This is a genomic window from Mesorhizobium loti (assembly GCA_014189435.1).
GTDB lineage: Bacteria > Pseudomonadota > Alphaproteobacteria > Rhizobiales > Rhizobiaceae > Mesorhizobium > Mesorhizobium loti_G.
The window spans coordinates 5,873,507-5,899,206 of sequence record CP050293.1 but is presented as its reverse complement, the minus strand read 5'-3'; the positions used below and the strand labels follow the sequence as shown (position 1 = coordinate 5,899,206).

At 64.9% G+C, this 25,700-nt stretch carries 19 protein-coding genes, 1 tRNA gene and 2 pseudogenes; 11 read left to right on the top strand and 11 right to left on the bottom strand.

Features of this window, described 5'->3' with window-relative positions:
• Positions 1–256: 256 nt before the first annotated feature.
• Positions 257–2,072: pseudogene (locus tag HB777_28180) on the bottom strand (methyl-accepting chemotaxis protein).
• 357 nt (positions 2,073–2,429) lie between these two features.
• On the opposite strand from HB777_28180, the gene HB777_28175 reads away from it, so the two are divergent.
• On the top strand, positions 2,430–3,317 hold the full coding sequence (locus HB777_28175) for a D-alanyl-D-alanine carboxypeptidase (protein QND67426.1): 888 nt from the start codon (positions 2,430–2,432) through the stop codon (positions 3,315–3,317).
• 140 nt (positions 3,318–3,457) lie between these two features.
• Here HB777_28175 and HB777_28170 read toward each other — a convergent pair.
• Positions 3,458–4,027 (bottom strand): annotated as a pseudogene (locus HB777_28170) (restriction endonuclease).
• 270 nt (positions 4,028–4,297) lie between these two features.
• Here HB777_28170 and HB777_28165 point away from each other — a divergent pair.
• Positions 4,298–4,374, top strand: a tRNA-Arg gene (locus HB777_28165).
• A 3-nt stretch (positions 4,375–4,377) separates the two neighbouring features.
• Here HB777_28165 and HB777_28160 read toward each other — a convergent pair.
• Positions 4,378–5,481, bottom strand: coding sequence for a substrate-binding domain-containing protein (locus HB777_28160; GenBank protein QND67425.1), 1,104 nt, complete (start codon positions 5,479–5,481; stop codon positions 4,378–4,380).
• A gap of 601 nt (positions 5,482–6,082) precedes the next feature.
• On the opposite strand from HB777_28160, the gene HB777_28155 reads away from it, so the two are divergent.
• The 6 genes from HB777_28155 to HB777_28130 all read left to right on the top strand — a co-directional run bounded on the left by HB777_28155 (position 6,083) and on the right by HB777_28130 (position 12,092).
• Complete coding sequence (locus tag HB777_28155; protein ID QND67424.1) at positions 6,083–7,045, top strand: substrate-binding domain-containing protein; 963 nt, start codon at positions 6,083–6,085, stop codon at positions 7,043–7,045.
• A gap of 115 nt (positions 7,046–7,160) precedes the next feature.
• Entirely contained in the window at positions 7,161–8,699 is a 1,539-nt protein-coding gene (locus tag HB777_28150; GenBank protein ID QND68931.1) for a sugar ABC transporter ATP-binding protein, read from the top strand.
• Positions 8,700–8,759: 60 nt separating this feature from the next.
• Positions 8,760–9,755, top strand: coding sequence for an ABC transporter permease (locus tag HB777_28145; GenBank protein QND67423.1), 996 nt, complete (start codon positions 8,760–8,762; stop codon positions 9,753–9,755).
• Between the two features lie 84 nt (positions 9,756–9,839).
• Positions 9,840–10,619, top strand: a complete 780-nt coding sequence (locus tag HB777_28140; protein ID QND67422.1) for an SDR family oxidoreductase — start codon at positions 9,840–9,842, stop codon at positions 10,617–10,619.
• 8 nt (positions 10,620–10,627) lie between these two features.
• On the top strand, positions 10,628–11,212 hold the full coding sequence (locus HB777_28135) for an SDR family oxidoreductase (protein QND67421.1): 585 nt from the start codon (positions 10,628–10,630) through the stop codon (positions 11,210–11,212).
• Positions 11,196–12,092 carry an aldose 1-epimerase gene (locus HB777_28130; GenBank protein QND67420.1) on the top strand — a complete coding sequence of 299 codons (897 nt, stop codon included), beginning with the start codon at positions 11,196–11,198 and terminating at the stop codon, positions 12,090–12,092. The genes HB777_28135 and HB777_28130 overlap by 17 nt, the downstream gene beginning before the upstream one ends.
• Here HB777_28130 and HB777_28125 read toward each other — a convergent pair.
• The 4 genes from HB777_28125 to HB777_28110 all read right to left on the bottom strand — a co-directional run bounded on the left by HB777_28125 (position 12,084) and on the right by HB777_28110 (position 16,504).
• Positions 12,084–12,845 (bottom strand): SDR family oxidoreductase, encoded by a 762-nt coding sequence (locus HB777_28125; protein QND67419.1) that lies wholly within the window; start codon positions 12,843–12,845, stop codon positions 12,084–12,086. The genes HB777_28130 and HB777_28125 overlap by 9 nt on opposite strands.
• On the bottom strand, positions 12,842–14,404 hold the full coding sequence (locus tag HB777_28120) for a sugar ABC transporter ATP-binding protein (GenBank protein ID QND67418.1): 1,563 nt from the start codon (positions 14,402–14,404) through the stop codon (positions 12,842–12,844). The genes HB777_28125 and HB777_28120 overlap by 4 nt, the downstream gene beginning before the upstream one ends.
• A gap of 53 nt (positions 14,405–14,457) precedes the next feature.
• Positions 14,458–15,432: a sugar ABC transporter substrate-binding protein gene (locus tag HB777_28115; GenBank protein ID QND67417.1), complete on the bottom strand. Its 975-nt coding sequence runs from the start codon at positions 15,430–15,432 to the stop codon at positions 14,458–14,460.
• Between the two features lie 61 nt (positions 15,433–15,493).
• Positions 15,494–16,504, bottom strand: a complete 1,011-nt coding sequence (locus HB777_28110) for an ABC transporter permease (GenBank protein ID QND67416.1) — start codon at positions 16,502–16,504, stop codon at positions 15,494–15,496.
• A gap of 239 nt (positions 16,505–16,743) precedes the next feature.
• Between HB777_28110 and HB777_28105 the strand changes: the two genes are divergently transcribed.
• Entirely contained in the window at positions 16,744–17,775 is a 1,032-nt protein-coding gene (locus HB777_28105; protein QND67415.1) for a substrate-binding domain-containing protein, read from the top strand.
• Positions 17,776–17,992: 217 nt separating this feature from the next.
• On the opposite strand, the gene HB777_28100 is transcribed toward HB777_28105, so the two are convergent.
• The 4 genes from HB777_28100 to HB777_28085 are packed head-to-tail and all read right to left on the bottom strand — an operon-like array spanning position 17,993 to position 21,817.
• Positions 17,993–19,174 (bottom strand): mandelate racemase/muconate lactonizing enzyme family protein, encoded by a 1,182-nt coding sequence (locus tag HB777_28100; protein QND67414.1) that lies wholly within the window; start codon positions 19,172–19,174, stop codon positions 17,993–17,995.
• A gap of 9 nt (positions 19,175–19,183) precedes the next feature.
• A complete protein-coding gene (locus tag HB777_28095) occupies positions 19,184–20,173 on the bottom strand; it encodes a transketolase family protein (protein QND67413.1) in 990 nt (329 codons plus the stop codon).
• A complete protein-coding gene (locus HB777_28090; protein QND67412.1) occupies positions 20,170–21,018 on the bottom strand; it encodes a transketolase in 849 nt (282 codons plus the stop codon). The genes HB777_28095 and HB777_28090 overlap by 4 nt, the downstream gene beginning before the upstream one ends.
• Positions 21,019–21,022: 4 nt before the next feature.
• Complete coding sequence (locus tag HB777_28085; protein ID QND67411.1) at positions 21,023–21,817, bottom strand: SDR family oxidoreductase; 795 nt, start codon at positions 21,815–21,817, stop codon at positions 21,023–21,025.
• A 118-nt stretch (positions 21,818–21,935) separates the two neighbouring features.
• On the opposite strand from HB777_28085, the gene HB777_28080 reads away from it, so the two are divergent.
• Both HB777_28080 and HB777_28075 read left to right on the top strand, forming a co-directional pair.
• Positions 21,936–23,156, top strand: a complete 1,221-nt coding sequence (locus HB777_28080; protein QND67410.1) for a mandelate racemase/muconate lactonizing enzyme family protein — start codon at positions 21,936–21,938, stop codon at positions 23,154–23,156.
• A 130-nt stretch (positions 23,157–23,286) separates the two neighbouring features.
• Positions 23,287–25,686 (top strand): dehydrogenase, encoded by a 2,400-nt coding sequence (locus HB777_28075; protein QND67409.1) that lies wholly within the window; start codon positions 23,287–23,289, stop codon positions 25,684–25,686.
• Positions 25,687–25,700: the final 14 nt, after the last annotated feature.

The following is a 25,700-nucleotide window of genomic DNA, read 5'->3' as shown; positions in this document are numbered from 1 at the left end:
GGAACTGGTCGCGACGCCGGCCCTTTTCTGCAACGCTGGTGATTGGCGAAACCATTGACGACAGCGCCCCTCTCCCCGTCACTATACGGGGAGAGGATGCCGGCAGGCAGGTGAGGGGCAGCGCCAACGCTGGGCGAGGCAAATCTCGACCCGAAGCCAATCGCCATGGCTGGTGTCGGCCCCCACCCCGTCGAACGGTCTCCGCTTCGCTGCGACCGCTCGCCGACCCTCCCCACAAGGGGGAGGGTAAGCGCCTCTACTGCCGCTTGTATTCCCGCACCGGCGATTTTGTCCCGTCGGTGTAGGTGACCTGCACCGACATCGATTTCACGCTGTCGGCGATCTTGAAATAGCCCTTGGCGTCGTAGGGGATGGCGTAGGGGTCTTTCTTGTCGCAGGGCGGTATCTCCAGCGACTTGTCGAGCGCCGCACCGTTCAGGCTGTAATGCGCCTCCTTGATGGCGCAGCGGTAGGACAGCATCTGGGTGAAATAGACCAGGCCGTGATTGCCGCCGGAATCGAAGGCGATCCACGAGGTCCAGAACTGGTCGAGGATCTGCTTGTCGCCTTGCTGGAGCGCCGTATCGGGATCGAAGCGGATGTCGAACGGGCCGGTCTCGCGGCCCCTGATGTCGAGATATTTGATCGCGATGGTCCCGGCCTGCGTGCTGTCGGGCAATTCGAAGCTCGGATTGGCCATCGGCTTGCCGGTGGTCTGGTCGTTCATGGCCAGGAAACCGGTGTCGGTGAACGGGCCGCTGTCGCCCATGCGCCAGGAGATGGCGGTCGCCGGCTCCGGCAGCGAGATGGTCATCGACCAGCCCTGGTTCGAGCGCATCGGCGTCAGCGAAGGCACGAAGCGGGCGGGGTCGAGCACGTCGCCAAGGGCTGCCAGCCGGCTGCGGCTGCGGTCCAGCCAGTCTGCGAGCTGCGTCTGGTCGACGAAATATTTGAGCAGCCCGCCATCCTTTTCATAGGATACGAATTTGGTCAGCGCCTTGGCCTCGTTGCGCTTGTCGGCCAGCGTCTGGGCGCCGAGCCGGTCCTCCGAAAATTCCTGCGCCAATAGGAAATAGGCCGGCGCGAAGTCCGCATTGGCGGTGATGAAGGCGTTGAGCTTGTCGAGCCGCTGGGCGTCGTCGAACTGCAGGATATGCACCAGCTTGATCGACAGCGCCTTGCCCTTGTCGGCAAGCGCGCCGAACACTTCGCGGGCGCCGGCCTTGCCGTCCTGCACCCGAAGCAGCGTGGCAAAGCGCGTATAGGGGTCGATGGCGTCGACATCGAAACCGGCAAAGGCGAGATAGGAGCGCCGCGCATTGAGCATGTCGCCGGACAGCTCGTAGACGCGGGCATTGTGGTAGAACTCGTCCGGCCGCTTCGGCTCGGCGATCGCCCCGCCCTGTGCCGCCAAGGCGGCAAAGCCCTTGGCGATGGTGTCGATCGAGGCGGCGATCTGTTCGGTTGTCGCCTGCAGCTTTTCGGTCTGGGCCTGCTGCTGCGCCCTGGCCGGCGGCCAGCGTCTCGGTCTGTTTCTTCACCTCTTCGGTGGTCTTTTGCACTTCCGCCGTCTGCTGCGTCTGCTGCTGCTGGGCGTTAGCGATCTCATCGGTCTTCTTCGCCACCGTGTCGGTCGTCTGCTTGACCGCCTCGACCGTCTTCTGCGTCTCGGTAACGGTCTGCTCGATCTTGGCCACCTTGGCCGAGACGATGCCCATCGACTGCTGCAGCCCGGCGATGGCCGGCACCAGGCTGGCGATCACCCCGTTCTGCGCGTTGGTCTGCTGCTGCAGGCCATAGACGCCGCCGGCGACCGCGGCAGCACTTGTGGCGAAGATCAAGGCAGGCAGCGCCTTGGCCGCCAGCACCAGCCTGAGCACGATGGCAATGGCGATGATGGCCGCAGCCACCGCGGCGACCAGCGCGATATAGGCGGCGAACGGCGCCAGCGGATTGAGCACGTCGCCAACGGCGCCGCTGATGAAAGCGACGCTGCCGGCCCATTTGCCGGTGCGGCTGAGCGATGCCTTGATAAGCGAGGGCGCTGCGCCCCCGGCCCCGATATTTGTCATGCCAAGCCCCCAAGCCCTCAGATACCACGCCCCTTCCCACGGGAAACGCGGCCTTGGCAAGGAAAGACAGGGAAAACGGGCGTTTTCGGGGCGGCCGGCAAGCTTGGGTTCCTCGCCCCCACGCAGTGGGGGAGAGGTGGCAGCGAAGCGGCCGGAGAGGGGGCCTTCGTAGGGCGCAGCCCCTCTCCGTCTCGGCTTCGCCGAGCCACCTCTCCCCACTTCGTGGGGCGAGGAACCAAGTCCTGCAAGGGTCTCGACAATCCTGGGACTGTCAGCCATTAACCAAATGGACGCATCAATCGCGTTACGTTAGCTTCGCCTCATCTCAGCAACAGCTTGACCCGAACAGACTTGCCCTTGTCCAACCTGCGTCCCCTTCCGCTCATCCAGAGAGTTTTTGCGGCACTCGGCCTGCTGGTGCTGCTGGCCGGCTGCGCCACGACGCCGCCCGACAGCGTGCTGGCCGTGCCGGCGCCGGCGCAGAAATATGCCGCTATCGTCGTCGACGCCAAGACTGGCAAGCAGCTGTTCGAAGTCAGCTCGACGGCGCAGCGCTACCCGGCCTCGCTGACCAAGATGATGACGCTCTATCTGCTGTTCGAGGCGCTGGAGTCCGGCCGCGTCACCAAGGAGACGCAGATCCCGGTGTCGGACCACGCCGCCTCGCAGCCGCCGACCAAGATGCGCTTCCGGCGCGGCGAGAGCATCGACGTCGATTCGGCGATCCGCGCCATCGTCGTCAAATCGGCCAACGACGTGGCGGTGGCGGTCGGCGAGTATCTCGGCGGCTCGGAGGAGCAGTTCGCCGCCATGATGACATCCAAGGCGCGCCAGCTCGGCATGACCAGCACCACCTTCCGCAACGCGTCCGGCCTGCCCGACGACGACCAGCACACCACGGCGCGCGACATGGCGGTGCTCGGCATGGCGCTGCATCAGCGCTTTCCCCAGCAGTTCCACTATTTCTCCGAAAGCGACTTCATGTTCCGCGGCAGGCTGGTGCGCGGCCACAACGACATGCTCGGCCGCGTGCGCGGCGTCGACGGCATCAAGACCGGCTACATCAGGGCGTCGGGCTTCAACATCGTCACCTCCTACAACGCCGATGGCCGCAACCTGATCGTCGTGGTGATGGGCGCCGACAGCGCCCGCCAGCGCAACGACCACGTCGAAGCGCTGATCCAGCGGAGTTTGTCGCCGACGACGGATGGCGCCAAGACAAGGTTGATGTTCGCCGAGCAGTAGTGGCCGCCGCGCGATTTGCGCCGGGGCACCCGGCTGCCAGGGCAATTGCTTCAGGTTTCGAACTCGCACCATCTCCCTTTTCGGGCGTTGATGCCGCCCCTCACCTGCCTGCCGGCATCCTCTCCCCGTATAGTGACGGGGAGCAGCACGCGGTCGCTGCCCTTGGCGATCGCCTCAATCGCTGCGTTGACGGCGTTTACCTGATAATAACGCGGGGCTTTGCCGCTGCCGTCGTCGAAATAATCTTGAAGCACGATCTGTTCCGCTTCCGGATCGAGGCTCTTCCAGGTGCGATAGCGCGCCCAAAGGTCAACTGGTGACGGGAAGTCATCGAGGCCGAGGCTTGCTTCCTTGGTGTCGCTCTGGCCGGTGCGGTCGTGAAAGACGAAACCGTCGCCATTCGAGGAGAATACGAAGGGGATGTCCAGCGTCGCGGCATAGTCGAGGCCCTGCTGGATACCATCGCCGACGCTGTGTTTGTTGTCCTTCGCTTCGATCAACGCGATCGGTATATTCGGCTTGTAGTAGAGAACGAAGTCGGCCTTTTTTGCTTGACCGCGAGTCACCATCTTCCCGCGCACGATAATCCGGCCTTTGGTAAAATAGACTTCCTCCCGAACCTGTAACATCTCATCCCATCCGGCACGCTTGACGGCAGGTAAGATGAATTTGGTGCAGATGTCGCGTTCGGTGAGGCTTCGTTTGTCCATCAATTGATGTCCCCCACCTTTGGCTCTATGAGGTAAGCTCACTCCAATCAAGAGTGAGGTTGGACACAAGGGCCGATTAGTTCCTTGACTACCGTTCTGGGTGAATGCCCACGCCGGCTGATTCGACGAGCCCGACAGGATTCCAAGGCTTCGACCTCTACCTGAGGAGGCAAGCGCTATTCCATTTGCCCGTTGAAGCCCGCGCCGGCTTCCGCTAAGAAGCCGTGACTTGCCGGTTCACCGGCTGGTTCGTTTCCCGGATTCCGGGAAGCACCCGTAGCTCAGCTGGATAGAGCGCTGCCCTCCGAAGGCAGAGGTCACAGGTTCGAATCCTGTCGGGTGCGCCAGTTCTAAACTGCCACCACCCTCACACTCTCCCGCTCCACCAGCGGGCACTCCAGCTTCGTGATCGGATACCGCCCCCGTCCAGGCGGCGCCGGCGCCTCCAGCTGTTCGATCGCCCATTGGCCCATCGCCATGTGCGGCAGGATCGAGGTCGTCAGCGGCGGGAACAGATGCCGGGCGATTTCCTCGTCGTCGTAGCCGACGACGGAAATGTCTTGCGGGATGTGCAGGCCGGCTTCCTTCAGCGCTTCGTAGCAGCCGATCGCGGTGCGGTCGTTCTGGCAGAAGATGGCGGTCGGGCGGTCTTTCAGCGCCAAGAGCTTGACCGTTGCGGCATAGCCGGCGCTGGCCGACCAGTCGCCCTCGACCACCAGTTCGGGATCGAACGGGATGTCGGCGGTGGCGAGCGCGCGGCGGTAGCCTTTCAGCCGGTCTTGTGCGGCCTGCATCCACGGCTCACCGGTGATGGTGGCGATGCGGCGGTGGCCGTGGCTGATCAGATGGCGGGTCGAGCTCTGGCCGCCGGCGATCTCGCTCGGCACCACGGCCGGGAAGGCGTAATCCGCCGTGTAGCAGTTGAGCAGGATCACCGGGATGTCGAGGCCGTAAAGGTAATCGGGCGCTGATATCTCGCGGGTGAAGATGGTCATGTAGATCAGCGCCGAAATGCCCCGCTTGGTGAGCGCGGCGATGGCGCGTGGCTCCATGACGGAATCGCCCAGCGTCTGCGCCACCAGAAGCACGTTGCCGGCATTCCACGAGGCCTGGCGCGCGCCCTCGATGGCGACCACGGCTTCGGGGCTGGTGGCGAGTTGGTCGACGGCAAAGCCGATCACCCCATCCAGGCCTTCGAAGGCGGGCAGCGGCGGGTGAAGTGCCGAGAAGGCGGGCGGCGCATAGCCAAGGGTCCGCGCGGCCTCGATCACCCGGTCGCGGGTCTGCTGCGACAGCCTTATGCCGGGCGAATTGTTGAGCACGAAGGAAACGGTCGCCTGCGAGCAGCCGGCGGCCCTGGCGATATCGGTCATGGTGACGCGACCCCTGGCGCTCTTCGCCGGCGCCTTGCGGCGCTTCACCGTGTCGATGGCCGGATCCGTCGTCTCGCTCATGTCACTCCCCAATCCCCGACCTGTCTAGCGGCGACCTGTCAGGCCGGCAAGGTGGCGTGACGCCGTCTGGTTATCGTGATCGTCACGGACATTTATATCTATTAGCATCTTCAACGTCCATTCGCCATGCGACTCTATATAGCCCGGAACTCAAACACCATAAGGCACAGGCTTTGGTGCAGGCGAGGCGGCGGCTTGCCGGGCAGTCACGCCGCGAAACCGCAATCATGGCTAGGGATATCAGTTCGAAACTAATACTGTTTACTAATACAAAAATGCGCTGTACCGTCAATCCGTCGCGTCCGGCCAGTGGGTCCGGGAGCGGCGGGAGTGTACGCAAATGGCCCGATAGCGAGCGGATACTACCTCCGCGAGCTTTGTCTCGGATATGTGATATGTCAGACAAATCGGACTATTTACGAATGAAGGATGAGTCTCTAAGGTCCATGATCGTGGCTGGACCGGCGCCATTCTTTCGGTGCCGGAAACCCCTTTGAGGAGGAGGGCGTCCAAGCTGCAAACGGCAAAATCAGGTCAGTGCCAAAATCAGGTCAGTGCAAGATCGGTCAGTCTGACGACTGAACCAAATGGGAGGTTGAACATGAAATCCTTGATACGAAATGCATCCGTAGCCGCGACCGCGCTGCTGCTTGGCCTGTCGGCCACGGCAATCGCGCGCGCCGACGACAAGCCGACGCTGGCCTTCGTCGTCAACGGCGCTTCCGATTTCTGGAAGGCCGCCGAAGCCGGCGTCAAGAAGGCGCAGGGCGAACTGCCGGACTACAATCTCGAGCTCAAATACCCCGAGCAGTCCTCGGTCGCCATCCAGCAGCGGCTGATGGACGATCTGGTGACGGCCGGCGTGAAGGGCATCATGGTCTCGGCGGTCGATCCGAAGACCTCGACCGATGGCCTCAACAAGATCGCTTCGGAAACGGCGCTGTTCACCACCGATAGCGACGCGCCGCAGACCAAGCGCGTCGCCTATATCGGCTCGTCCAACGTCGATGCCGGCAAGCAGGCGGCCGAGATCGCCAAGAAGGCGATGCCCAATGGCGGCAAATGCCTCGGCTTCGTCGGCCTGCTCGGCGCCGACAATGCCAAGGAGCGCATCCAGGGCATGAAGGACGGCCTGGCCGGTACCAAGATCGAGCTGATCGACGTGCGCGGCGACGACATCGACCAGGCGCGCGCCAAGAAGAATGTCGAGGACGCGCTGGTCGCCAGCCCCGACGTCACCTGCATGGTCGGCTTCTATTCCTACAACACGCCGCGCATCTATGAAGCACTGCGCGATGCCGGCAAGCTCGGCTCGATCACCGTCGTCGGCTTCGATGACGATCCGATCACGCTGGGCGGCGTCAAGGAAGGCACCGTTGCCGCCACCGTCGTGCAGCAGCCCTTCGAATGGGCCTATCAGGGCATGAAGCTGATGGCTGCCTATCTCAAGGGCGACAAGTCGGGCATCCCGGAAGGCGGCTTGATCATCATCCCGACCAAGATCATCGGCAAGGATGATGTCGACGCCTATGCCGCCAATTTGAAGGCGATGTCTGGAAACTAAGACTTGAAGCAGTTCAGCCGGCTCAACGTCGCTTGGGCCGGCTGCTCGCATTGACGAACCGCGTGCGGACCGTCAGTCTGCCAAAAGGTCGGCCCGCCAATCGCTGTCAGGCATGATGAACTATTCCGACACATCCATCGCAGCAACCACCCCGTTTCTCAACCTCGAGAACGTGCGCAAGACCTATCCGGGCGTCGTCGCGCTCGACGGCTTCTCCATGGAGGTCAGGCCGGGCGAGGTCATCGGTCTCGTCGGCGAAAACGGCGCCGGCAAATCGACCTTGATGAAGATCCTCGGCGGCGTCACCACGCCCGACAGCGGCACGATCACCGTCGACGGCGCCGCCCACAAGGGGCTGACCGTTGAAGGCAGCCTGGGGTCGGGCATCGCCTTCGTCCACCAGGAACTCAATCTGTTCGACAATCTCGATGTCGCCGCCAACATCTTCTTTGGCCGCGAGCCGTTGCGCGCCGGGCCGCTCAAGCTCGTCGACCGCGCCAAACTGCGCACCATGGTGGCGCCGCTGCTGAAGCGCGTCGGCGCCAATTTTTCAGCCGACACGCAGGTCGCGACCCTGTCGCTGGCGCAACAGCAGATGGTCGAGATCGCCAAGGCGCTGTCGATCGAGGCGCGGCTGGTCATCCTCGACGAGCCGACATCGAGCCTGCCGCTTGCCGAAACCGACAAATTGCTCGACGTCATCAAGGCGCTGAAGGCCGACGGCATCAGCGTCATCTTCATTTCGCACCGCCTGCATGAGGTCGAGCGCGTCGCCGACCGCGTCGTCGTGCTGCGCGACGGCATGCTGGCCGGCACGCTGCAAAAGCGCGACATCGGCCACGACCAGATGGTCAAGCTGATGATCGGCCGCATGCTGAAGGAGCGCGAAAAGGCCTCCGAGGCGGCGCGGGCACCGGGCGCCGTCGCCCTTTCGGCCAAAGCCATCCGCACCCCGGCCTATCCCGGCCGGCCGGTCGATCTCGACGTCAGGCGCGGCGAAATCCTCGGCCTCGCCGGCCTCGTCGGCTCCGGCCGCACCGAGCTGGCGCGGGTGTTCTTCGGCATCGATTCAAGCCTTGGCGGCGGGCTCGAACTCGACGGCAAGCCGCTTGCGCTGGGCTCGGCGGCCGACGCCGTCGCGCATGGCATCTTCCTGGTGCCGGAAGACCGCAAGCTGACCGGCATCCTGCTCGACCTGTCGATCGCCCAGAATATTTCGCTGCCCAATCTGCCGGCGCATGCGCGCCGCTCCCTGGTGTCGGCCAGTGCCGAGACCGCCACCGCCGAGAAGCAGAAGAGCAATCTCGGCATCAAGGCGCCGTCGGTGCAGACGCGCACCGGCACGCTGTCGGGCGGCAACCAGCAGAAGGTCGTGCTCGGCAAATGGCTGGCCATGAATCCGAAAGTGATGATCCTCGACGAGCCGACGCGCGGCATCGACATCGGCGCCAAGGCGGAAATCTATGGCCTGATGCGCGCATTGGCCGATGCCGGCGTCGCCGTGCTGATGATCTCCAGCGACATGGAAGAGGTGATCGGCGTGTCAGACCGCATCGCCGTCATGCATGAGGGCCAGATCTCGGGCATTCTCGACAAGGACGGGTTCAGCCAGGAAAACGTGCTGCTGCTGGCGGTGGGCAAGCAGCCGAAATAGTTTTTTGTTTTTGCCGCAGGTCTCGCGGAACCTGCCCGGGCAGGCATTGGGGAGAAGACGATGAGCAAGAAAGATCTCGGCCTGCTGATCCTGATCCTGGTGGTCGGCGCCATCGTGGCGATCATCAATCCGCGCTTCCTGTTGCCGATCAACCTCGCCAACACCTCGAACCTGATCGGCCTGTTCGGCATCCTGTCGATCGGCCAGGCCTTCGTCATCATCACCGGCGGTATCGAACTGTCGGTCGGCTCGGTGGTCGCGCTGCTGGGAACGCTGTTCATCGACTTCATCGCCGTGCGCGAGGTGGCGTGGCCGCTGGCCTTCGTGCTGATCCTCGTGCTCGGCGCCATCATCGGCCTTGTGCATGGCTGGTTGATAACTAGGCTCAAGCTGCAGCCTTTCGTCGTCACTTTGTGCGGCCTGTTGATCTATCGCGGCGTCGCCCGCTTCTACACCGCCGACGGCACCGCAGGCTTCGCCTTCGGCCAGAATTTTCCCGACCTCGAATTCCTCACCGCCGGGCGCTCCTATGGCGTGCCCAACAGCTTCATCGCGCTGATCGTCATTTCCATCGTCATGTGGGTGGTGCTGCACCGCTCGGTGTTCGGCCGCTATCTCTACGCCATCGGCAAGAACGAGGAGGCGGCGAAATATTCGGGCATCCGCACCGGCCGCGTCGTCATGGCCGCCTATGTCATCTGCGGCGTGCTGACGGCGCTGTCGGCGATCTATTTCGCCATGTACACGCGCTCGATCTCACCGGCCAGCCACGGCCAGTTCTACGAACTCTACGCCATTGCCGCCGCCGTGCTCGGCGGCTTCTCGCTGCGCGGCGGCGAGGGCTCGCTGATCGGCGTCATCCTCGGCACGGTGCTGCTGCAGGAGCTGCAGAACCTCGTCAATCTGCTCGGCATCCCGTCCTCGCTCAACTTCGCGGTGATGGGCGGCGTCATCCTCATCGGCGTGCTGGTCGACCAGCAATGGGGCGTGTTCCGGGCACGGCGGCTGATGGTCGACGCCACCCGCAAAAGCGCCGCCGGCGCGGCCGCGGAATAACCGCCGGCCGCGACACGACTGCTTGTCCGCGCAATGAGATTATTATAATAGCATAACCCGAACTTGGTCGGGGGCGGACGAGACATGCGCTGCGATTTGCGAGGCAAGGTAGCGCTGGTCACCGGAGCCGCGGGCGCGATCGGCAGTTCCATTGCCAAACGCCTGTCCGACAATGGCGCCGCGGTCGTTGTCGCCGATATCAACAGCGAAGGTGCGAGCCAGGTCGCGGCCGGTTTGAGCGATGCGATCGCTTGCACCGTCGACATCCGCGATGCCGCCTCGGTCGACAGCGCGATCGCCACCATCATGGATCGCTTTGGCCGGCTCGACATCCTCATCAACAATGCCGGCGTCAACACACTGGCGCATCGCGTCACATTAGACGAATTCCCGGCCGAGGAATGGGACCGCATCACCGGCATCGATCTCGACGGTCTCTACATCATGAGCCGCGCGGCGTTGGCGCCGATGCTCGCCGCGGGCAAGGGCGGGCGCATCGTCAACATCGCCTCGGTCGTCGGGCTTGCCGCCATGCGGCTGCAAAGCCCGTTCGTCGCCGCCAAGGCCGGCATCATCCATCTGACGCGGTCGATGGCGATCGAACTGGGCGCCAAGGGCATCCTGACCAACGCGATCGCACCGGGCTCGGTGATGACGGCGCTGACGGCAAAGCTGTTTTACGGCGATGACGGCAAGTTTGCCGGCCGCACGCAGGAATTCCTCGCCCATGTCCCGCTCGGCCGTCCGGCCCAGCCCGAGGAAATCGCGGAAACCGTGCTGTTCCTGGCCTCGCCGGCCGCCAGCTACATCAACGGCCAGGTGCTGGCCGTCGATGGCGGCTGGACGGCGGGGTACATGATGTGAGTGAAGCCATGGAAATCGATCTCGATGGCGCAGCGATTGCCCTTGATGGTGACAGCAACCTGATCGCCGAGGCAGCTTTTGCCGCGTTGCAGGCCAATGGCGGCCGGCTGGTCGAAGGCTCGCATGCGCGGGAAGCCGATATCCTGCTGATGTCCTGTCCGCTTCGGCCGGGAACGGCAGCGGGAGATCCGCGATCGCTCTACGCCGATGCGCGCAAGGCCGCCGTGACCATGACCGAGCGCGGTAGCGGCCGCATCGTCTTCCTGCTGTCGGCCACAGCCGGCATGCCGATGCGCCGCCACCCGCGCTTTTCCATGGAGAACGCCTCGATCCTCGCCGGCATGCGCACGCTGGCCATGGAGTTCGGCCCGAAGGTGCTGGTCAATGCCGTTGGCGTCGGCGCGGTCGAGGATGAAACCATGGTGTCCGGCGACAAGGCGATGCTCAGCCACACCCCTGTCGGCCGCGCCGGCGGCATCGAGGAAGCGGTTGCAGCCGTGCTGTTCTTCTGCGATCCCCTGAACACCTACACGACGGGCCAGATGCTTTGTGTCGACGGTGGATGGATGGCAGGCTATGGGCGCAATTTCTGAGCCGTTGACGCTCAAGGCCGGAGCGCTCGAGGTCGGGGTGGTGCCGCAAATTGGCGGCAGTGTGAGCGCGCTGCGCTGGCGCGGCATCGATCTCATGCGCCGGCTTTCAGACCGGGATCGCGCCGCCGGCAATGTGCTTGGCGTCGCCATGTTCCCGATGACGCCCTATGCCAATCGCATCACTCGGAACGCTTTCGACTTCGCATCGAAACGCTGGCAGGTCCTGCCCAACAATCCACCGGAAAAATTCAACGTGCATGGCAGCGGCTGGCAGCACGGCTGGGCTGTCATGGACGCAGGAGCCGCCAGCGCGACGCTGTCGCTGGACATCGCCGCCGGTGCGGAGCCTTATTCCTACCGCGCGAGGCAGGCTTTCACGGTTACCGGCGAGGGTCTGAGCGTGACCATGACGCTGACCAACACCGGGCCGGTTTCCCTGCCGTTCGGTTTTGGCCTGCATCCCTGGTTCGATCGCGATCCTGATGTGACGCTGCAGTTCAAGGCCCGGCGCTTCTATCTCGAAGAACCCGACGGCATTTCCGGCGATCCGGTCACGCTGCCATCCGAGCTCGACTTCGCCGAGGACCGGCCTTTGCCGAACGGCTGGCGCAACAATGACTATGGCGGCTGGAGCGGCGAAGCGACGATCCGCTTTCCGTCGCGCGGCGCTGGGTTGCGGATCAAGGCCGATCCCGTCTTCAAGCATCTGATGCTTTATGCCGATCCCGCAAAACCGTATTTCTGCGTCGAGCCGCAGACCAATGCCTCGGGCGCTTTCAACCGGGGGAGATGGGATGATCCGGACGAGGGCGTGATCGTGCTCGCCTCCGACGAAAGCGCCGCCGGCACCGTCTCGTTCATGCCTTTTGAATTAGAGTAGCCGCGCCAAAAGTCCGCCATCCACTTGCATGGCGCTGCCGGTGACGAAGGACGCGGCGTCGGAGATCAGGAAGCCTATTGCCGTGGCGATCTCGGAGGGGTTGGCGATGCGGGCGATCCGGTTGGGCTCGAAGGACAGGCCCAGCGCTTCCGCGCCACCCGCCGCCTCCAGCCCGTCCAGCGTCATTCTTGTGGCGACGGAGCCGACCAGCACGGCATTGACGCGGATGCGGTCGACGGCATAGTCCAGCGCCATCTGCCGCGACAGGCCGACCACCGCCGCCTTGGTCGCGGCATAGGCCGGCACGCCGGGCACCGTGGCGTCGGCATGCACCGAGGCGATGTTGACGATCGAGCCGCCGCCGGCCGCGCGCAGCAGCGGCAGGGTCGCGCGGCAGACCCGGAAGATGGCCGTCAAATTGACGGCGATGGTCCTGTCCCAGTCCTCGTCGGAAAGTTCTTCGAGCCGCTTGCCGGTCGGATAGATGCCGGCGCAGTTGACGACCGCGTCGAGCCCGCCGAAGACCTCGGTCGCCGCCGTCACGGCCGCTTGCACCTCGACTTCGCGGGTGAGATCGCACTCGCGGAAGATCAGATCGCTCTCGCCATGGCGGCGGGCAAGCGCCTCTCCCTCCTCACCGTCCAGCCCGGCGCCGAACACCCTCGCACCCTGCGCGACAAGGTACTCTGCTGTAGCCCGACCGATGCCGGTCGCCGTCCCCGTGACGAAAACGCGTTTGCCGGCAAAGCTCATGACGAAACCTGTGAAGCCATCGCGTGGCGTTGCGCCTGTGCTGCCGTCACCGAACGCAGCACGCGATCCTCGCCGCCCTCGCCACGGCTGAATTCGTCGACGATGCGGCCATCGGCGACGACGAGGCACCGATCGCAAAGGCCGATCAGCTCCTCAAGCTCGGAGGCGACGATCAACAAGCCCACGCCCTTCTCGGCCAGCTCGACGACAAGCCGGTAGATCTCGTGCCGGGTCGCCGCGTCGACGCCCTTGGTCGGTTCGTCGAGCAGCAGCACTTTCGGCGCTCGCATCAGCACGCGGGCAAACAGCAGTTTCTGCTGGTTGCCGCCCGACAGATGGGTGACCGCGGCCTGCGGCGACGATGCCTTGACGTTGAGCGCGCGCATGGCGCCCAGGATCGAACTGCGCTCCAGCCCGCCGCGCACCATGCCGTGCCGCGACAGGGGCGCGAGGTTGCCGATGGTGATGTTGGCGCCGACAGGGAGATTGAACAGCAAGCCGTCGCGCTTGCGGTCCTCGGTCAGCAGCGCGATGCCGGCGGCACGGGCGTCGCCCGGCGATCTGATCGAGGCGGATTCACCGGCCACACGGATTTCACCTTCGGCCGGAACGCGGCCATAGATGCCGTGCAGGATCTCGCTGCGGCCGGAGCCGAGCAGGCCTGCCAGCCCGACGATCTCGCCGGCGGCCACGGAGAGGTTGATGTCCCTGGCGCCATGAATGGCGCCGCTGTGGCCCGCGACCGTGAGCCGACGAACCTCCAGCGCGGTCGGCGCGCCGGCGGGCGCCGCATGCTCCGGAAACAGCCGCTGCAGCCTTTGGCCCGACATCGAGAAGATGAAGGTCTCGGCGTCAAAGTCCTCTCGCGCGATCCGCACCGCCACTTGCCCATCACGCAAAACGGTGGCGCGGTCGCAGATGGCCAGCACTTCAGGCAGGCGATGGGTGATGTAGATCATCGCCACGCCTTGCGCTTTGAGGCGCCGCAGCACGCTGAACAGCGCGTCGACTTCAGTGCCGGAGAGCGAGGCGGTCGGCTCGTCCAGCATTAGCACGCGTGGTTTCAGCACGATGGCACGCGCAATCATCACCAGATGCCGCTGCGCCGAAGTCAGCGACGCGACATAGGCCCTCGGATTGATGTCGATGCCAAGCTCGGCAAAGATTTCGTCGGCCCTCTGTTGGAGCTTGCGCTGATGCACCAGCATGCCGCGGCCCAGGCCGGTGCGGCCGGCAAAGACGTTCTCGGCGACCGAGAGCTGTTCGAGCACTTCGATTTCCTGCGGCACATAGCCGACGCCGTTCGACCGCGCATCGGCGGGCGAGGCGAAACTGACGGCCCGGCCGTCGAGCTCGATGGTGCCGGTGTAGGAGCCGGCCGGATGCACGCCGTTGAGGATCTTGACCAGGGTGGACTTGCCGGCGCCGTTCTGGCCAAGCAGAGCGTGAATTTCGCCTGGAATGACATCGAAATCGACGCCGCGCAGCGCCTGCACGCCGCCGAAATTCTTGGCGATGCCGGCGGCCGAAAACAGTGGCTCTTGCGTGGTGTTCGACACGGCGATCCTCTCGGGATGCCGGGTCCGCACGGCGCGGACCCGGCGTCAGGCGTTTACTGGCCGGCGCTGTCCAGCATCTTGTAGTAGGGGTCGAGGTCGGCTGATGTGATCACCTTGGCCGGCAACGGATTGCTGTAGGGCACGGTCTTGCCCTGGGCGAGATCGCCGAGCAGCTCGGCAACCTTGGCGCTCTCTTCGTAGAGCGGCTGCGCGACGATGCCGTAGGCGGCGCCCGACTTCACCAGGTCGAGGTTCTGCCGGATGTAATCCATGCCGATGATGACGACGTCGCGTCCGGCCTTGCGCGCCGCACCCGACCAGGTCTGGATGCTGTTGCCGGTGGTGCCGAAGGCGGCGGTGACGTCCGGATTGCCTTGCAGGATCGCCACGGCCTTGGCCTCGGCCGCTGACGGCTCAAAACCTTCCATCTGCGTGTCGAGCACCTTGATATCAGGATACTTCGCCGCGATTGTCTTGCGGAAGGCATCCGACATGGCGTTTTCGGTGTCGTTGGAGGCGCCCTGCGTCAACGCCACGGTGCCCTTGCCGCCCAGCTTGTCGCCGATGGCGATTGCCGCGTTGGCGCCGACATCGGCGATGTCTTCGCCGGTCGCTGCCTTGAGGCCAGTGACCGTGCCTTCCGGCGGCAGGACATGCCAGGTGACAATCGGGAAGCCTTCCTTGGCAAGCTTGGTGATGTAGGAATAGATCGCCGGATCCACGCCGTAGACTCCAATGGCGTCGTATTTGGTGCGGGCAAGGGCCGCCTCGGCCAATGGCAATGTCGCCGGAATATCCCAGTTGGTGGCGCTCGGATCGCCGACGACCTCGCAGGTGTAACCGAGCTCCTTGCACTTGTTGAGGAAGCCCGCCTGCATCAGCCGGTGCACCGGGTGATCCTTCATCGCCTGCACCCACAGCAGATGGATGTCGGCCGCCTGTGCAAGGCTCGCCGAGCCCAGCGACGTCGCAACCACCGCCGCCGCCAGCGCGGTGCGGATCAGGCCGTTCTTCAGTTTGCTTCTCATGTCATAACCTCCCTTGGTTTGCCGGAATTTTGCCGGCGCAATATCCACGCTCGCGGTTTGCTCAGGCACCGGCGATGAAGTAGCGGCGGCGCAATATGTCGAGGCCGACGGCCATGACCATGATCACGCCGACCGCGATCTGCTGCCAGTTGGAGTTGACGCCGATGACGACGAGGCCGCTCTGCACCACTTTCAGCATCAGGATGCCGACGACGCCGCCGGCAACCGTGCCGGCACCGCCGAACAGGCTGACGCCGCCGACCACGACGCCGGCAATGACGGTCAGCTCCCAGCCGCTGCCGATCGAGGTGCCGCCGCTGCCGAGATCGGCCATAACGAACATGCCGGCGATCGCCGAAAGCGCACCAACCACGATGAAGGCGCCGATCTTGTAGGCGTTGGTGTCGATGCCGACGAGATGCGCCACTTCCTTGTTGCCGCCGGTCGCGTACATGTTGCGCCCGAGCACGGTGCGCCGCAGGACGAAGTCGGCGACGACGGCGGCTATGATGAAGAAGGCAAAGCTCCAGCCGAGCCCGAAGGCGAGATCGGTGCCGCCGATCGTATTGATCGTCTGTGGCAGCGGGTAGACCGGATAGCCGCCGGTCACCACCTGGATCAGGCCCTGGCCGATGAACAGCATGCCGAGCGTCTGGATGAAGGCGGGGATGCCGAGCCTGACGACAATCAGCCCGTTGACGAGGCCGATCAGCGCACCGACGCCGATGCCTCCGAGTATGGCGATCGAGACCGGCAAGGCGGCCGCGGTCATCAGCTTGGCGGCGACCACGGCGGACAGTCCGGCCACCGAGCCGACGGACAGGTCGAACTCGCCGGCGACCAGCAGGATGGTCTGGCCGATGGCGATGATGCCGACAAACGACACGACGTTGAGAATGGCGCGGATGTTTCGTTCGGACAGGAAAGCCGGCTCGAGCAGCCAGAAGAAGACGATCAGCAGGGCCATGGCGGCCAGCACGCCGACTTCGCCCACGGCAATGAAGCCGATCAGCCGCCGCCGGAACGATTGCGCATCCTGGGGCGGCGAGCCCACCTCAGCCGCACTGTTCATCCTGACCTCCCTGGCGGCGCCGGTTGCCAGCTCTTGCGGCCGGCTCCAAGCGCCCACGCCAATCCTGGCGCACTCCTCGGTCCCATTAAGATTATAATATTATAACTTGTCAACGATGAAAATTCGCATCTCGGGGACAGCTTGGCGCATCGCTGGAAAGCGCCCCTCGCAACCGCTATGAATGGCTGATGTCGCGTGATCCGCAGGAAGTGCCGGATCGCGCCTCTTGGAGCACGGTGATGACCGATAGACCGCCGGCGGGCGAGAAGAAGCCGCAGCGCCTTGGCGTCCGCGAGATCGCCAAGCGCGTCGGCGTCGCGCCGATGACGGTGTCGCGCGCGCTCTCCAATCCCGACATGGTCTCGCCGGAGACGCGCGCCAAGGTGCTCGAGGCCATCGAGCAGGCCGGCTTCGTGCCGAACCGGCTGGCGTCGAGCATGCGCGGCAATGGCCGCATGATCGGCACCGTGGTGCCGCCGCTGATCAATTCGGGCATCGCCGAACAGGTGCAAGGCATGTCCGACGAGTGCCATGAGAGCGGCTATTCGATGCTCCTGGTGCAGGGCGAATTCACACAGGAAGCCGAAGAGAAATCGATCCGCAATCTGCTCGGCTGGCGCCCGGTCGGCATGATCCTGCAAAGCTTCGTGCAAAGCGAGGTCGCCCGCGCGCTTCTCAAGAGCAGCGGCGCGCCGGTGGTCGAGATATCCGAGATCAAGGGCCGCAAGCCGATCGACATGGTGGTCGGCGTCTCCAATTTCGAGACCGCCTATGCCATGACCATGCATCTGGCGGCCAAGGGCTACAAGCGCATCGGCTTCGTCTCGACGCCGATCCATGGCAATGACCGCCTGCAGCAGCGCCGCACCGGCTATCACGCCGCACTCACCGAACTCGGCATCAGGAACCATGACGACATGGAGGTCGAGGTGCCGATCACCGCCCAAGGCGGCGCCGAAGCGCTGGTGACGTTGACCTCCCGCCACAAGGACATCGACGCCATCTTCTTTTCCAGCGATACGCTGGCCGTCGGCGCCGTGCAGGAATGCCACCGGCGCCGCTGGGCGGTGCCGGGCAGGATCGCCATTGCCGGCTATGGCGACATGGATCTGGCGGCACAGCTTTATCCGCCGCTGACCACGGTGAAGGTCAACCGCTACGAGATGGGCCGGCGCGCGGTGCGGCAATTGCTGGCAAGGCTCGGCGGCAACACCAAGGTGCCGACCATCACCAGCCTCGGCTTCGAGATCGTCGACCGCGAGAGCGCGTGACTGTCTCCGCTGAAGCTCCCCTAGCGTCGTCATCCTAGGGCGGAGCAGCCGCGAAGCGGCGTCGCGGAGACCCTAGGATCCATGCCGCGACCGATACCGAATAGCGCAGCGGAACAGAATTCTGCACCGTTGCGGCGCTCGGATGTCACGGCATGGATCCTCGGGTCTGCGCCGCGTCGCTACGCTCCTTGCTTCGCCCGTGGATGACGAAGCAAGTTTAGGAGCCCCGCTTCCCCGTCTCTTCACGCCGCCCGAGCCGCTTCTCCCAGCCTTCGGCATGGACGTTGAGATAGGCGTGCGGATCGTAGGGGTGCTCCTTGATCGCATCGATGTTGAGATCGATGCCGAGCCCCGGCGCGTCCGGCAGCGACAGATGGCCATTGTCCGGATTGACGGTCGGGTGCCAGGTGACGAGGTCGCGCGTCCACGGGTCGTTGAAGGCGTCGAAATGCTCCTGGATGAGGAAATTCGGCACCGCCGCCGCCAGCTGCAGGCAGACCGCCGTCGCCACCGGCCCGCCGCTCTGGTGCGGCGCGATGTGGCTGCCGTGGGCGAGTGCGAGGTTGGCCACCTGCATCGACGGCGTGATGCCGCCGAGCGACATCGGCTCGGGCTGGAAGATGTTGACGCCGCCGCCGGCGGCCAACGTGTAGAACTGACCGACCGTGTCGTACATCTCGCCGGTCGCCACCGGGATCGGCGAGCGATGCGCGACTTCGTGCACCGTCTCCTGGCGGTCGCGTGAGGTCGGCTCCTCCCACCAGTAGATGTCGAGATCGGCGAATTTCTGCGCCGCCTGAAGTGCGGCGATCTCGGTGAAGCGCGCATGCACGTCGATCAGGATCAGCGTGTCCTTCGGCAGCCTGTCGCGCAAGGTCCGGCAGATGGCGTAGGACAGCTCCAGCTCCCCGCGCGCGATAAAACCTTGCGCGGTGCCGAACGGATCGAGCTTGAACGCCTTGAACCCTTTGGCCAGCACTGCCTTGGCGGCCTCGAGGAAGGCTTCCGGCGTACGCTCGGTGCGGTACCAGCCATTGGCATAGCTGAGCACGCTGTCGCGCACCTGGCCGCCCAGCAATTGGTGGATCGGCACGCCGAGGCTCTTGCCCAGTATGTCCCAGCAGGCGACCTCGACCGCCGCGATCACCGTGCGGTGGATATGGCCGCCGTCGAGCGAGACGCTGTCCAGCATGCGTTTGGCCAGCGCGTTGATGCGCCGCGGATCCTGGCCGATGGCCAGATGCTTGAGTTCATGCACGCCGGCTTCGGTGGTCTTGATGAAGCCGTTCAGCGTGCCCTCGCCGATGCCGTGAATGCCGCTGTCGGTATGCACTTTGACGAACAGCCAGTTCTTCCAGCCGGCGCCGACGGCAAAGGTCTCGATCTCGGTGATCTTCATGCGAAAATCCTAGCCCAGCGCGGCAATCGTTGCGATGACAGCCTCGGTGGTCAGGCCGTATTTCGCTTGCAAGGTCGGCACCGCGCCGCATTCGATGTAGCGGTCCGGCAGGCCGATGCGCGTCACTGTCTTCAAAAGGCCGGCATCGAACAAGCTCTCGACGACCAGGCTGGCCAGCCCACCGACCACGACATGGTTTTCCGCGGTGACGATATGGCTGACGCTGGCCGCGAACTCAGCCACCGCCTCTGCGTCGAACGGCTTTATGGTCGGCACATGCAGCACACCAGCGGAGATGCCTTGCTTGTGCAAAGCCTCCGCCGCGTCCAACGCCCGCTCGGTCATGAAGCCGGTCGAGATGATGCCGACATCCGATCCTTCGCGAAGCCGTCGCGCCTTGCCGATTTCGAAGCGATAGCCGGGCTCGAACACGACAGGCACGCTGCCGCGCAGCAGCCTGATATAGACCGGCCCGCGATGCTCGGCGATGGCTGTCGTCGCAGCCTCGATCTCGGTCGCGTCGCAGGGATCGATGATGGTGAGACCGGGGATCATGCGCATCAGCGCCAGATCCTCGATTGCCTGATGCGTGCCGCCATAGCCGGTCGTCAGGCCGGGCAGGCCAGCGACGATCTTGACGTTGAGGTTGGAGTGGGCAAGCGCGATGGCAACGAAATCATAGGCGCGCCGTGTCGCGAACACGCCGTAGGTGGTGGCGAACGGCACCTTGCCGGTGCGCGCCAGCCCGGCGGCGACGGCAACGAGGTTTTGCTCGGCCATGCCGACATTGAAGAAGCGGTCCGGGAAGGCGTCGCGGAACGGCAATATGTCGGTGTACTTGCCGAGGTCGGCGGTCAGCCCGACAATGTCTGGATGGCTGTGGCCAAGCCTTGCCAGCGCCCGGCCGAACGGCGCCTCCACGCTCCGACGGCCGCCGCCAAGCGCTTCGTCCTGGCCCATGGCCAGCGTGCGTCCGGCCTCCATTGCCGCGCCGCTCATGGCTGTGCCCCCGCGCTTTTCTCAAACTCGGCGATGATGCCGTCCCATTGCGCCACGTCGATGCGGAAGAAGTGCGATTTCTCAGAGGTTTCGATGCGCGGTACGCCCTTGCCCGGCAGTGTGCGCAGCACGATCGCCTTCGGCTTGCCGTTGCGCTGACGTGCGCCAGCCAGCGCGCCGACCACCGCTGTCATGTCGTTGCCGTCGATCTCGAATGTTTCCCAGCCGAAGGCGCGCCATTTGTCGGCCACCGGCTCCATGTCGAGCACGACAGGTCCGTCGGCCTGGATGCCGTTGCAGTCGATCAGCGCCACCAGCCCGTCGAGCTTGAAATGGCTGGCCGACATCGCCGCTTCCCAAGTCGAGCCCTCTTGCATCTCGCCATCGGAAAGCTCGACGAAGACGCGCGCGTCGGAGCGGTCGATACGCAAGCCCAGCGCCTGGCCGACGCCTTGCCCCATGCCATGGCCGAGCGAGCCGCCGATCATCTCGACGCCGGGCGTGGTGTCGAGCGTCGACATCTCAAGCCGGCTGCTGTCGGCGCCGTAGGTGACAAGTTCCTCGACCGGAATGATGCCGGCCTCGGCAAGTGCGGCCCAAAGCGCGATGGAATAGTGCCCGGTCGACAGCAGGAAGCGGTCGCGATCGGGCCACGCTGGATTGTGAGGGTCATAGCGCAGTTCGTGGAAATACAGCGCGGCCAGCGCATCGGCGATACCGAGACCCTGGCCGATATAGCCCTGGCCCTGGCCGCGCGCCATGGTCAGCATGTGGCGGCGCAGCCGCCTTGCCTTGCGTTCGAGCGCGCCGATATCGGCGCTGCCGGGAGGGGAGTTTCGCAACATTGGATCAGTCCTTGTCGAGCCCGCCCGACATATTGAGCCGCTCGGCGGTCATGTATTTTGGCGCGTCGAGGCATAGCCAGACGACCGCCTCGGCCACTTCGGAAATCTCGGCGCGGCGGCCGAGCGGAATGCGGCGGGTGCGCTCGTCGAGAAAGGCCTGCAGATCGTTGCGGCCGTTGGCGCGGGCGAGATCGGCCTCCGTCGAGCGCTGCATCTCGGTGTCCATCATGCCCGGCGCCAGGCTGTTGACCAGCACGCCATAGGGCGCCAGCGCCACCGCGGCGGCCCGGGTGATGGAATCGACGCCGGCCTTGCTGGCGGTGTAGGCGGTGTAGTCCGGCAGCGCCATGCGCGAGCCCGGCGAGGTGATGTTGACGATGCGCCCCGAACGCTGCTCGCGCATCACCCGGCCCGCCGCCTTGCAGGCCATGGCAAGCGCGGTGACATTGAGCGCCAGCGTGCGCGTCCACGCTTTGAAGGTGGCATCGAGGAACGGCTCGATCACGCCATAGCCGGCATTGTTGACCAGGATGTCGATGCCACCCCAGCGCGCGACCACTTTTTCCACCGCCGCTTCCGGCGCGCCCTCCAGCGTGAAATCGCCTGCTATGATTTCGGTTTCCGCACCGGTTACCTTGATCTGTCGGGCAGTGTCGGCCAGTCCTTCGCCATTGATGTCGGTAACCGCGACGACACAGCCGCGCCGGGCTAACTGGATCGCCACCTCGCGGCCGAGCCCGCCGGCGGCACCGGTGACCAATGCTCGTTTTGGCGTAGTGTTTTGATTTTCGGCAGGCAAGCGAACACCCTCCCGGTGGCCATCTTGACGAAATTGATACCGGTACCATAAATGGCTGTCAACGGCGATGTGCTATTGTCCCATCGACCGTGCGGTCGGTTGGAATGGAGAGAAAAAGATGAAAGTCGTTGCGCTCGAAACGCTGCAGCTGGCCGAGTTCCCGTTCCTGTTCTGGCTGCGCGTCCACACCGATGCCGGCTTCATCGGCACGGGCGAGACTTTTTGGGCCCCGGGGCCGGTCGCCTCCTACATCCACGACAATGTCGCGGCCTATCTCCTCGGCAAGGATCCGCGCGACATCGAGCTGCACGACCGCACGCTGGGCAGTGTCTATGTCGGCGCGCGCGATTCCGGCGCCGAGGTGCGCGGCAATTCCGCCGTCAACATCGCGCTGTGGGACATCTATGGCCAGGCGCTCGGCGAGCCTGTCTGGCGGCTGCTTGGCGGGCGCACGCACAAGACCGTGCCCATCTACAACACTTGCGCCGGCTACAAACATGTCCGTGCCACCAAAAAGAATGCCCTGTTCGAGCGTGGCGAGGACTGGTCGCTCAAGGCAGGCGATTCCAACGAAGGCCCGTATGAAGACCTGCTCGCCTGGCGCTACAATGCCGGCGACCTCGCCAGGAGTCTGAAATCCGAAGGCATTGGCGCCATGAAGATATGGCCGTTCGACATCGCCGCCGAGGCGTCGAACGGCACCCGCATTTCGTTGGCAGACCTCGACAAGGCGCTGGAGCCGTTCCAGAAGATTCGCGATGCCGTCGGCCGCGACATGGAGATCATGGTCGAGTTGCACGGCCTATGGACCTTGCCGCCGGTGCTGCGCATCGCCGAGGCGTTGAAGCCCTATGACGTGGCCTGGCTGGAAGAGCCGATCCGCTACAACGAGCTCGACGCCATGGCCGAACTTGCCCGCCACACCTCCATACCCGTCGCCGCCAGCGAGCGGCTGGCCTCGCGGCAGATGTTCAAGCAGTTGATCGACAAGCGTGCGGCTAGCGTGATCATGATCGACCTCGCCTGGTGCGGCGGCCTCTCGGAAGCGCGCAAGATCGCCAACATGGCCGAAGCCAGCGAACTGCCGGTGACCCTGCACGACTGCACCGGGCCGATTGTCTATGCCGCCAGTTGCGCGCTGTCGGCAACCTTGCCGAACGTCAATTACCAGGAAGCAGTGCGCGCCTATTTCACCGGCTGGTACACCGAGATCGTCGCCGACATTCCGCCGGTCAGCGATGGCCATGTCGCGCCGCTCGAAGGGCCGGGGCTTGGCCTGAGCCTGCGGCCGGAGCTGTTCCAGCGGCCCGACGCGACGGTGCGCATCACGAAAATCTAGCCGTTATCAGGCTCTTTTCGGAGCCAGTAGACATTATGCTATTATAATCTATGATGAGCCGAAGCGGGCGATCCACAAGCTCGCCGCCGGCGCTGTGCCGACCGGCGCAGACGGGTTCAGGGAGGCTTTGGTGGCAATTTCCGCGGCGCGCGCACGCGAGCATTCCAGGGGTGCGCCAAACCTCCCCGACCGGAAGGTCCTGCTCGATCTGTTCGAACGCATGGTACTGTTGCGCCGCTTCGAAAGCATCGCCCAGATCGCCTGCCGCAAGGGCGAGACGCCCGGCTTCCTGCATCTCTATATCGGCGAGGAGGCGACCGGCGTCGGCGTCTGCGCGCATCTGCGCCCGACCGACTGGGTCACCTCGACCCATCGCGGCCATGGCCACGCGCTGGCCAAGGGGGCCAACCCCGGCCGGGTGATGGCCGAGCTGTTCGGCAAGGCCGACGGCATTTGCGGCGGCCGCGGTGGCACCATGCATCTCTACGACCGCTCGGTCGGCCTGTTCGGCACCAATGGCATCGTCGCCGCAGGCATCGGCCATGCCGTCGGCATCGGCATGAGCGCCCGCCAGCAAGGACGCGACGACATCGGCGTCGCCTTCTTCGGCGACGGCGCCGCCAACCATGGCGGCTTCCACGAGGCGCTCAACTTCGCCGCCGTGCAGCGGGCGCCAGCGGTCTTCGTCTGCGAGAACAATCTCTACGCCACGGCGACGCCGCTCAACTCCGTAACCCTCAATCCCGAGATCGCCACCAAGGCCGCCTCCTACGGCATGCCTGGCGTGGCGGTCGACGGCAACGATGTCTTCGCCGTCTGGCTGGCGATGAAGGAAGCCACCGAACGTGCCCGTGCCGGCAAGGGCCCGACGCTGATCGAGGCCAAGACCTATCGCACCGTCGGCCACCATGAGGGTGATCCGGTCATCGGCACCTACCGGACGCAGGAAGAACTCGACTCCTGGATCAAGCGCGATCCGATCGACATGTTCCGCAAGAAGCTGGTCGAGGAGTATGGCGTCGCCGATGCGGAAGCGCTGGCGGCCATCGAAAACCGTATCGAGAAGGTCGTCGAGGAAGCGCTGGCCTTCGCCCGCAACTCGCCCGAGCCCGATCCGGCGACCGTGCGCCTGCATGTCTTTGCCGATCCGATCAACCCGCCCGCCGCCTTGGCTTGGCGCGCCGTCGGCGAGACGCGCACGCAAGGCTGGCTGGAGGCGGTGCGCGACGGCATCGCCGAGGAGATGCGCGCCGATCCGGCGATCCTCTATTTCGGCGAGGGCACCGGCGAACGCGGCGGCAGCTTCGCCCACACAAAGAACCTGTGGCAGGAGTTCGGCGCCGAGCGGATGGTCGACACGCCGATTTCCGAGCAGGGCTTTACCGCGGCCGCCGTCGGCGCCTCGGCCACCGGCGCCCGCACCGTCTCGGACCTGATGTTCGCCGACTTCGCCTTCGAGACCGCCGGGCAGATCTTTTTACAGGCGGCGAAGCTGCGCTACATGACCAGCGGCCTGATGAGCGCGCCGATGGTGGTGCGCGTCGGCGCCGGCGCGCTGCGCAGTTCCGGCCCGCATCACAGCGGCATCTATCATCCGGTCTTCGCCCATATGCCGGGCCTCATCGTTTGCGTGCCCTCGACCCCGGCCGACGCGAAAGGCCTGATGAAGACGGCGCTGAGGGCCGGCGACCCGGTCATCATGCTCGAACCCAAGGCGCTGTTCGCCTCCAAGGGCGAGGTGCCGGTCGGTGAACACTATGTGCCCTTCGGCGTCGCGCGCATCGCGCGGGCCGGCACCGACATCACCATCGTCGCCGCCGGGCAAATGGTGCAGCGCGCGCTGGAGGCTGCGCAGGCACTTGCCACTGAGGGCATCGAGGCCGAAATCATCGACCCGCGCACCATCATGCCACTCGACATCGACACCATCGTCGCCAGCGTGCGCAAAACCCATCGCCTGCTCATCGTCGATGAAGCCTGGGCGATGTGCGGGCTTGGCGGGGAGATCGCGCAGGCCATCAACGAACTCGCCTTCGACGAACTCGACGCACCGCCGGGAAGGCTGCACACCGCGCCGACCTCGCATCCCTTCGCGCCGGTGCTGGAGCGCGCCATGCTGGTCGATACGGCGCGCATCGTCCAGGGCGTGCGCGACGTCATCGCGGGCAAGCCGCCGGTGCCGGATCACTGGTACACGGTCGGCCTGAAAAGTGCTGCGCCGGCTAAGCCTGCGCTCGTTCCGGCCAAGGTGGCGCAGGCCGCACCGCCGACCCAGGCGTCTGCCGCCGCCAGCGACGACGAGCCGATAACGATGCCGTTCGGCGACCTCACCGTTAGCGAGGGCACCGTCGTCAAATGGCTGAAGGCGGTCGGCGATGCGGTCAAGGAGGGCGAACTGATCGCCGAGATCGAAACCGACAAGGCCGTGGTCGAGATCGAGGCGCCAATCAGCGGCACGCTTGCCGCGATCGACCAGCCGATCGGCGCCGTCGTGCCGATGGGCGGCCGCATCGGCGGTATCAAGAAATAATCATTTGTTCCCGA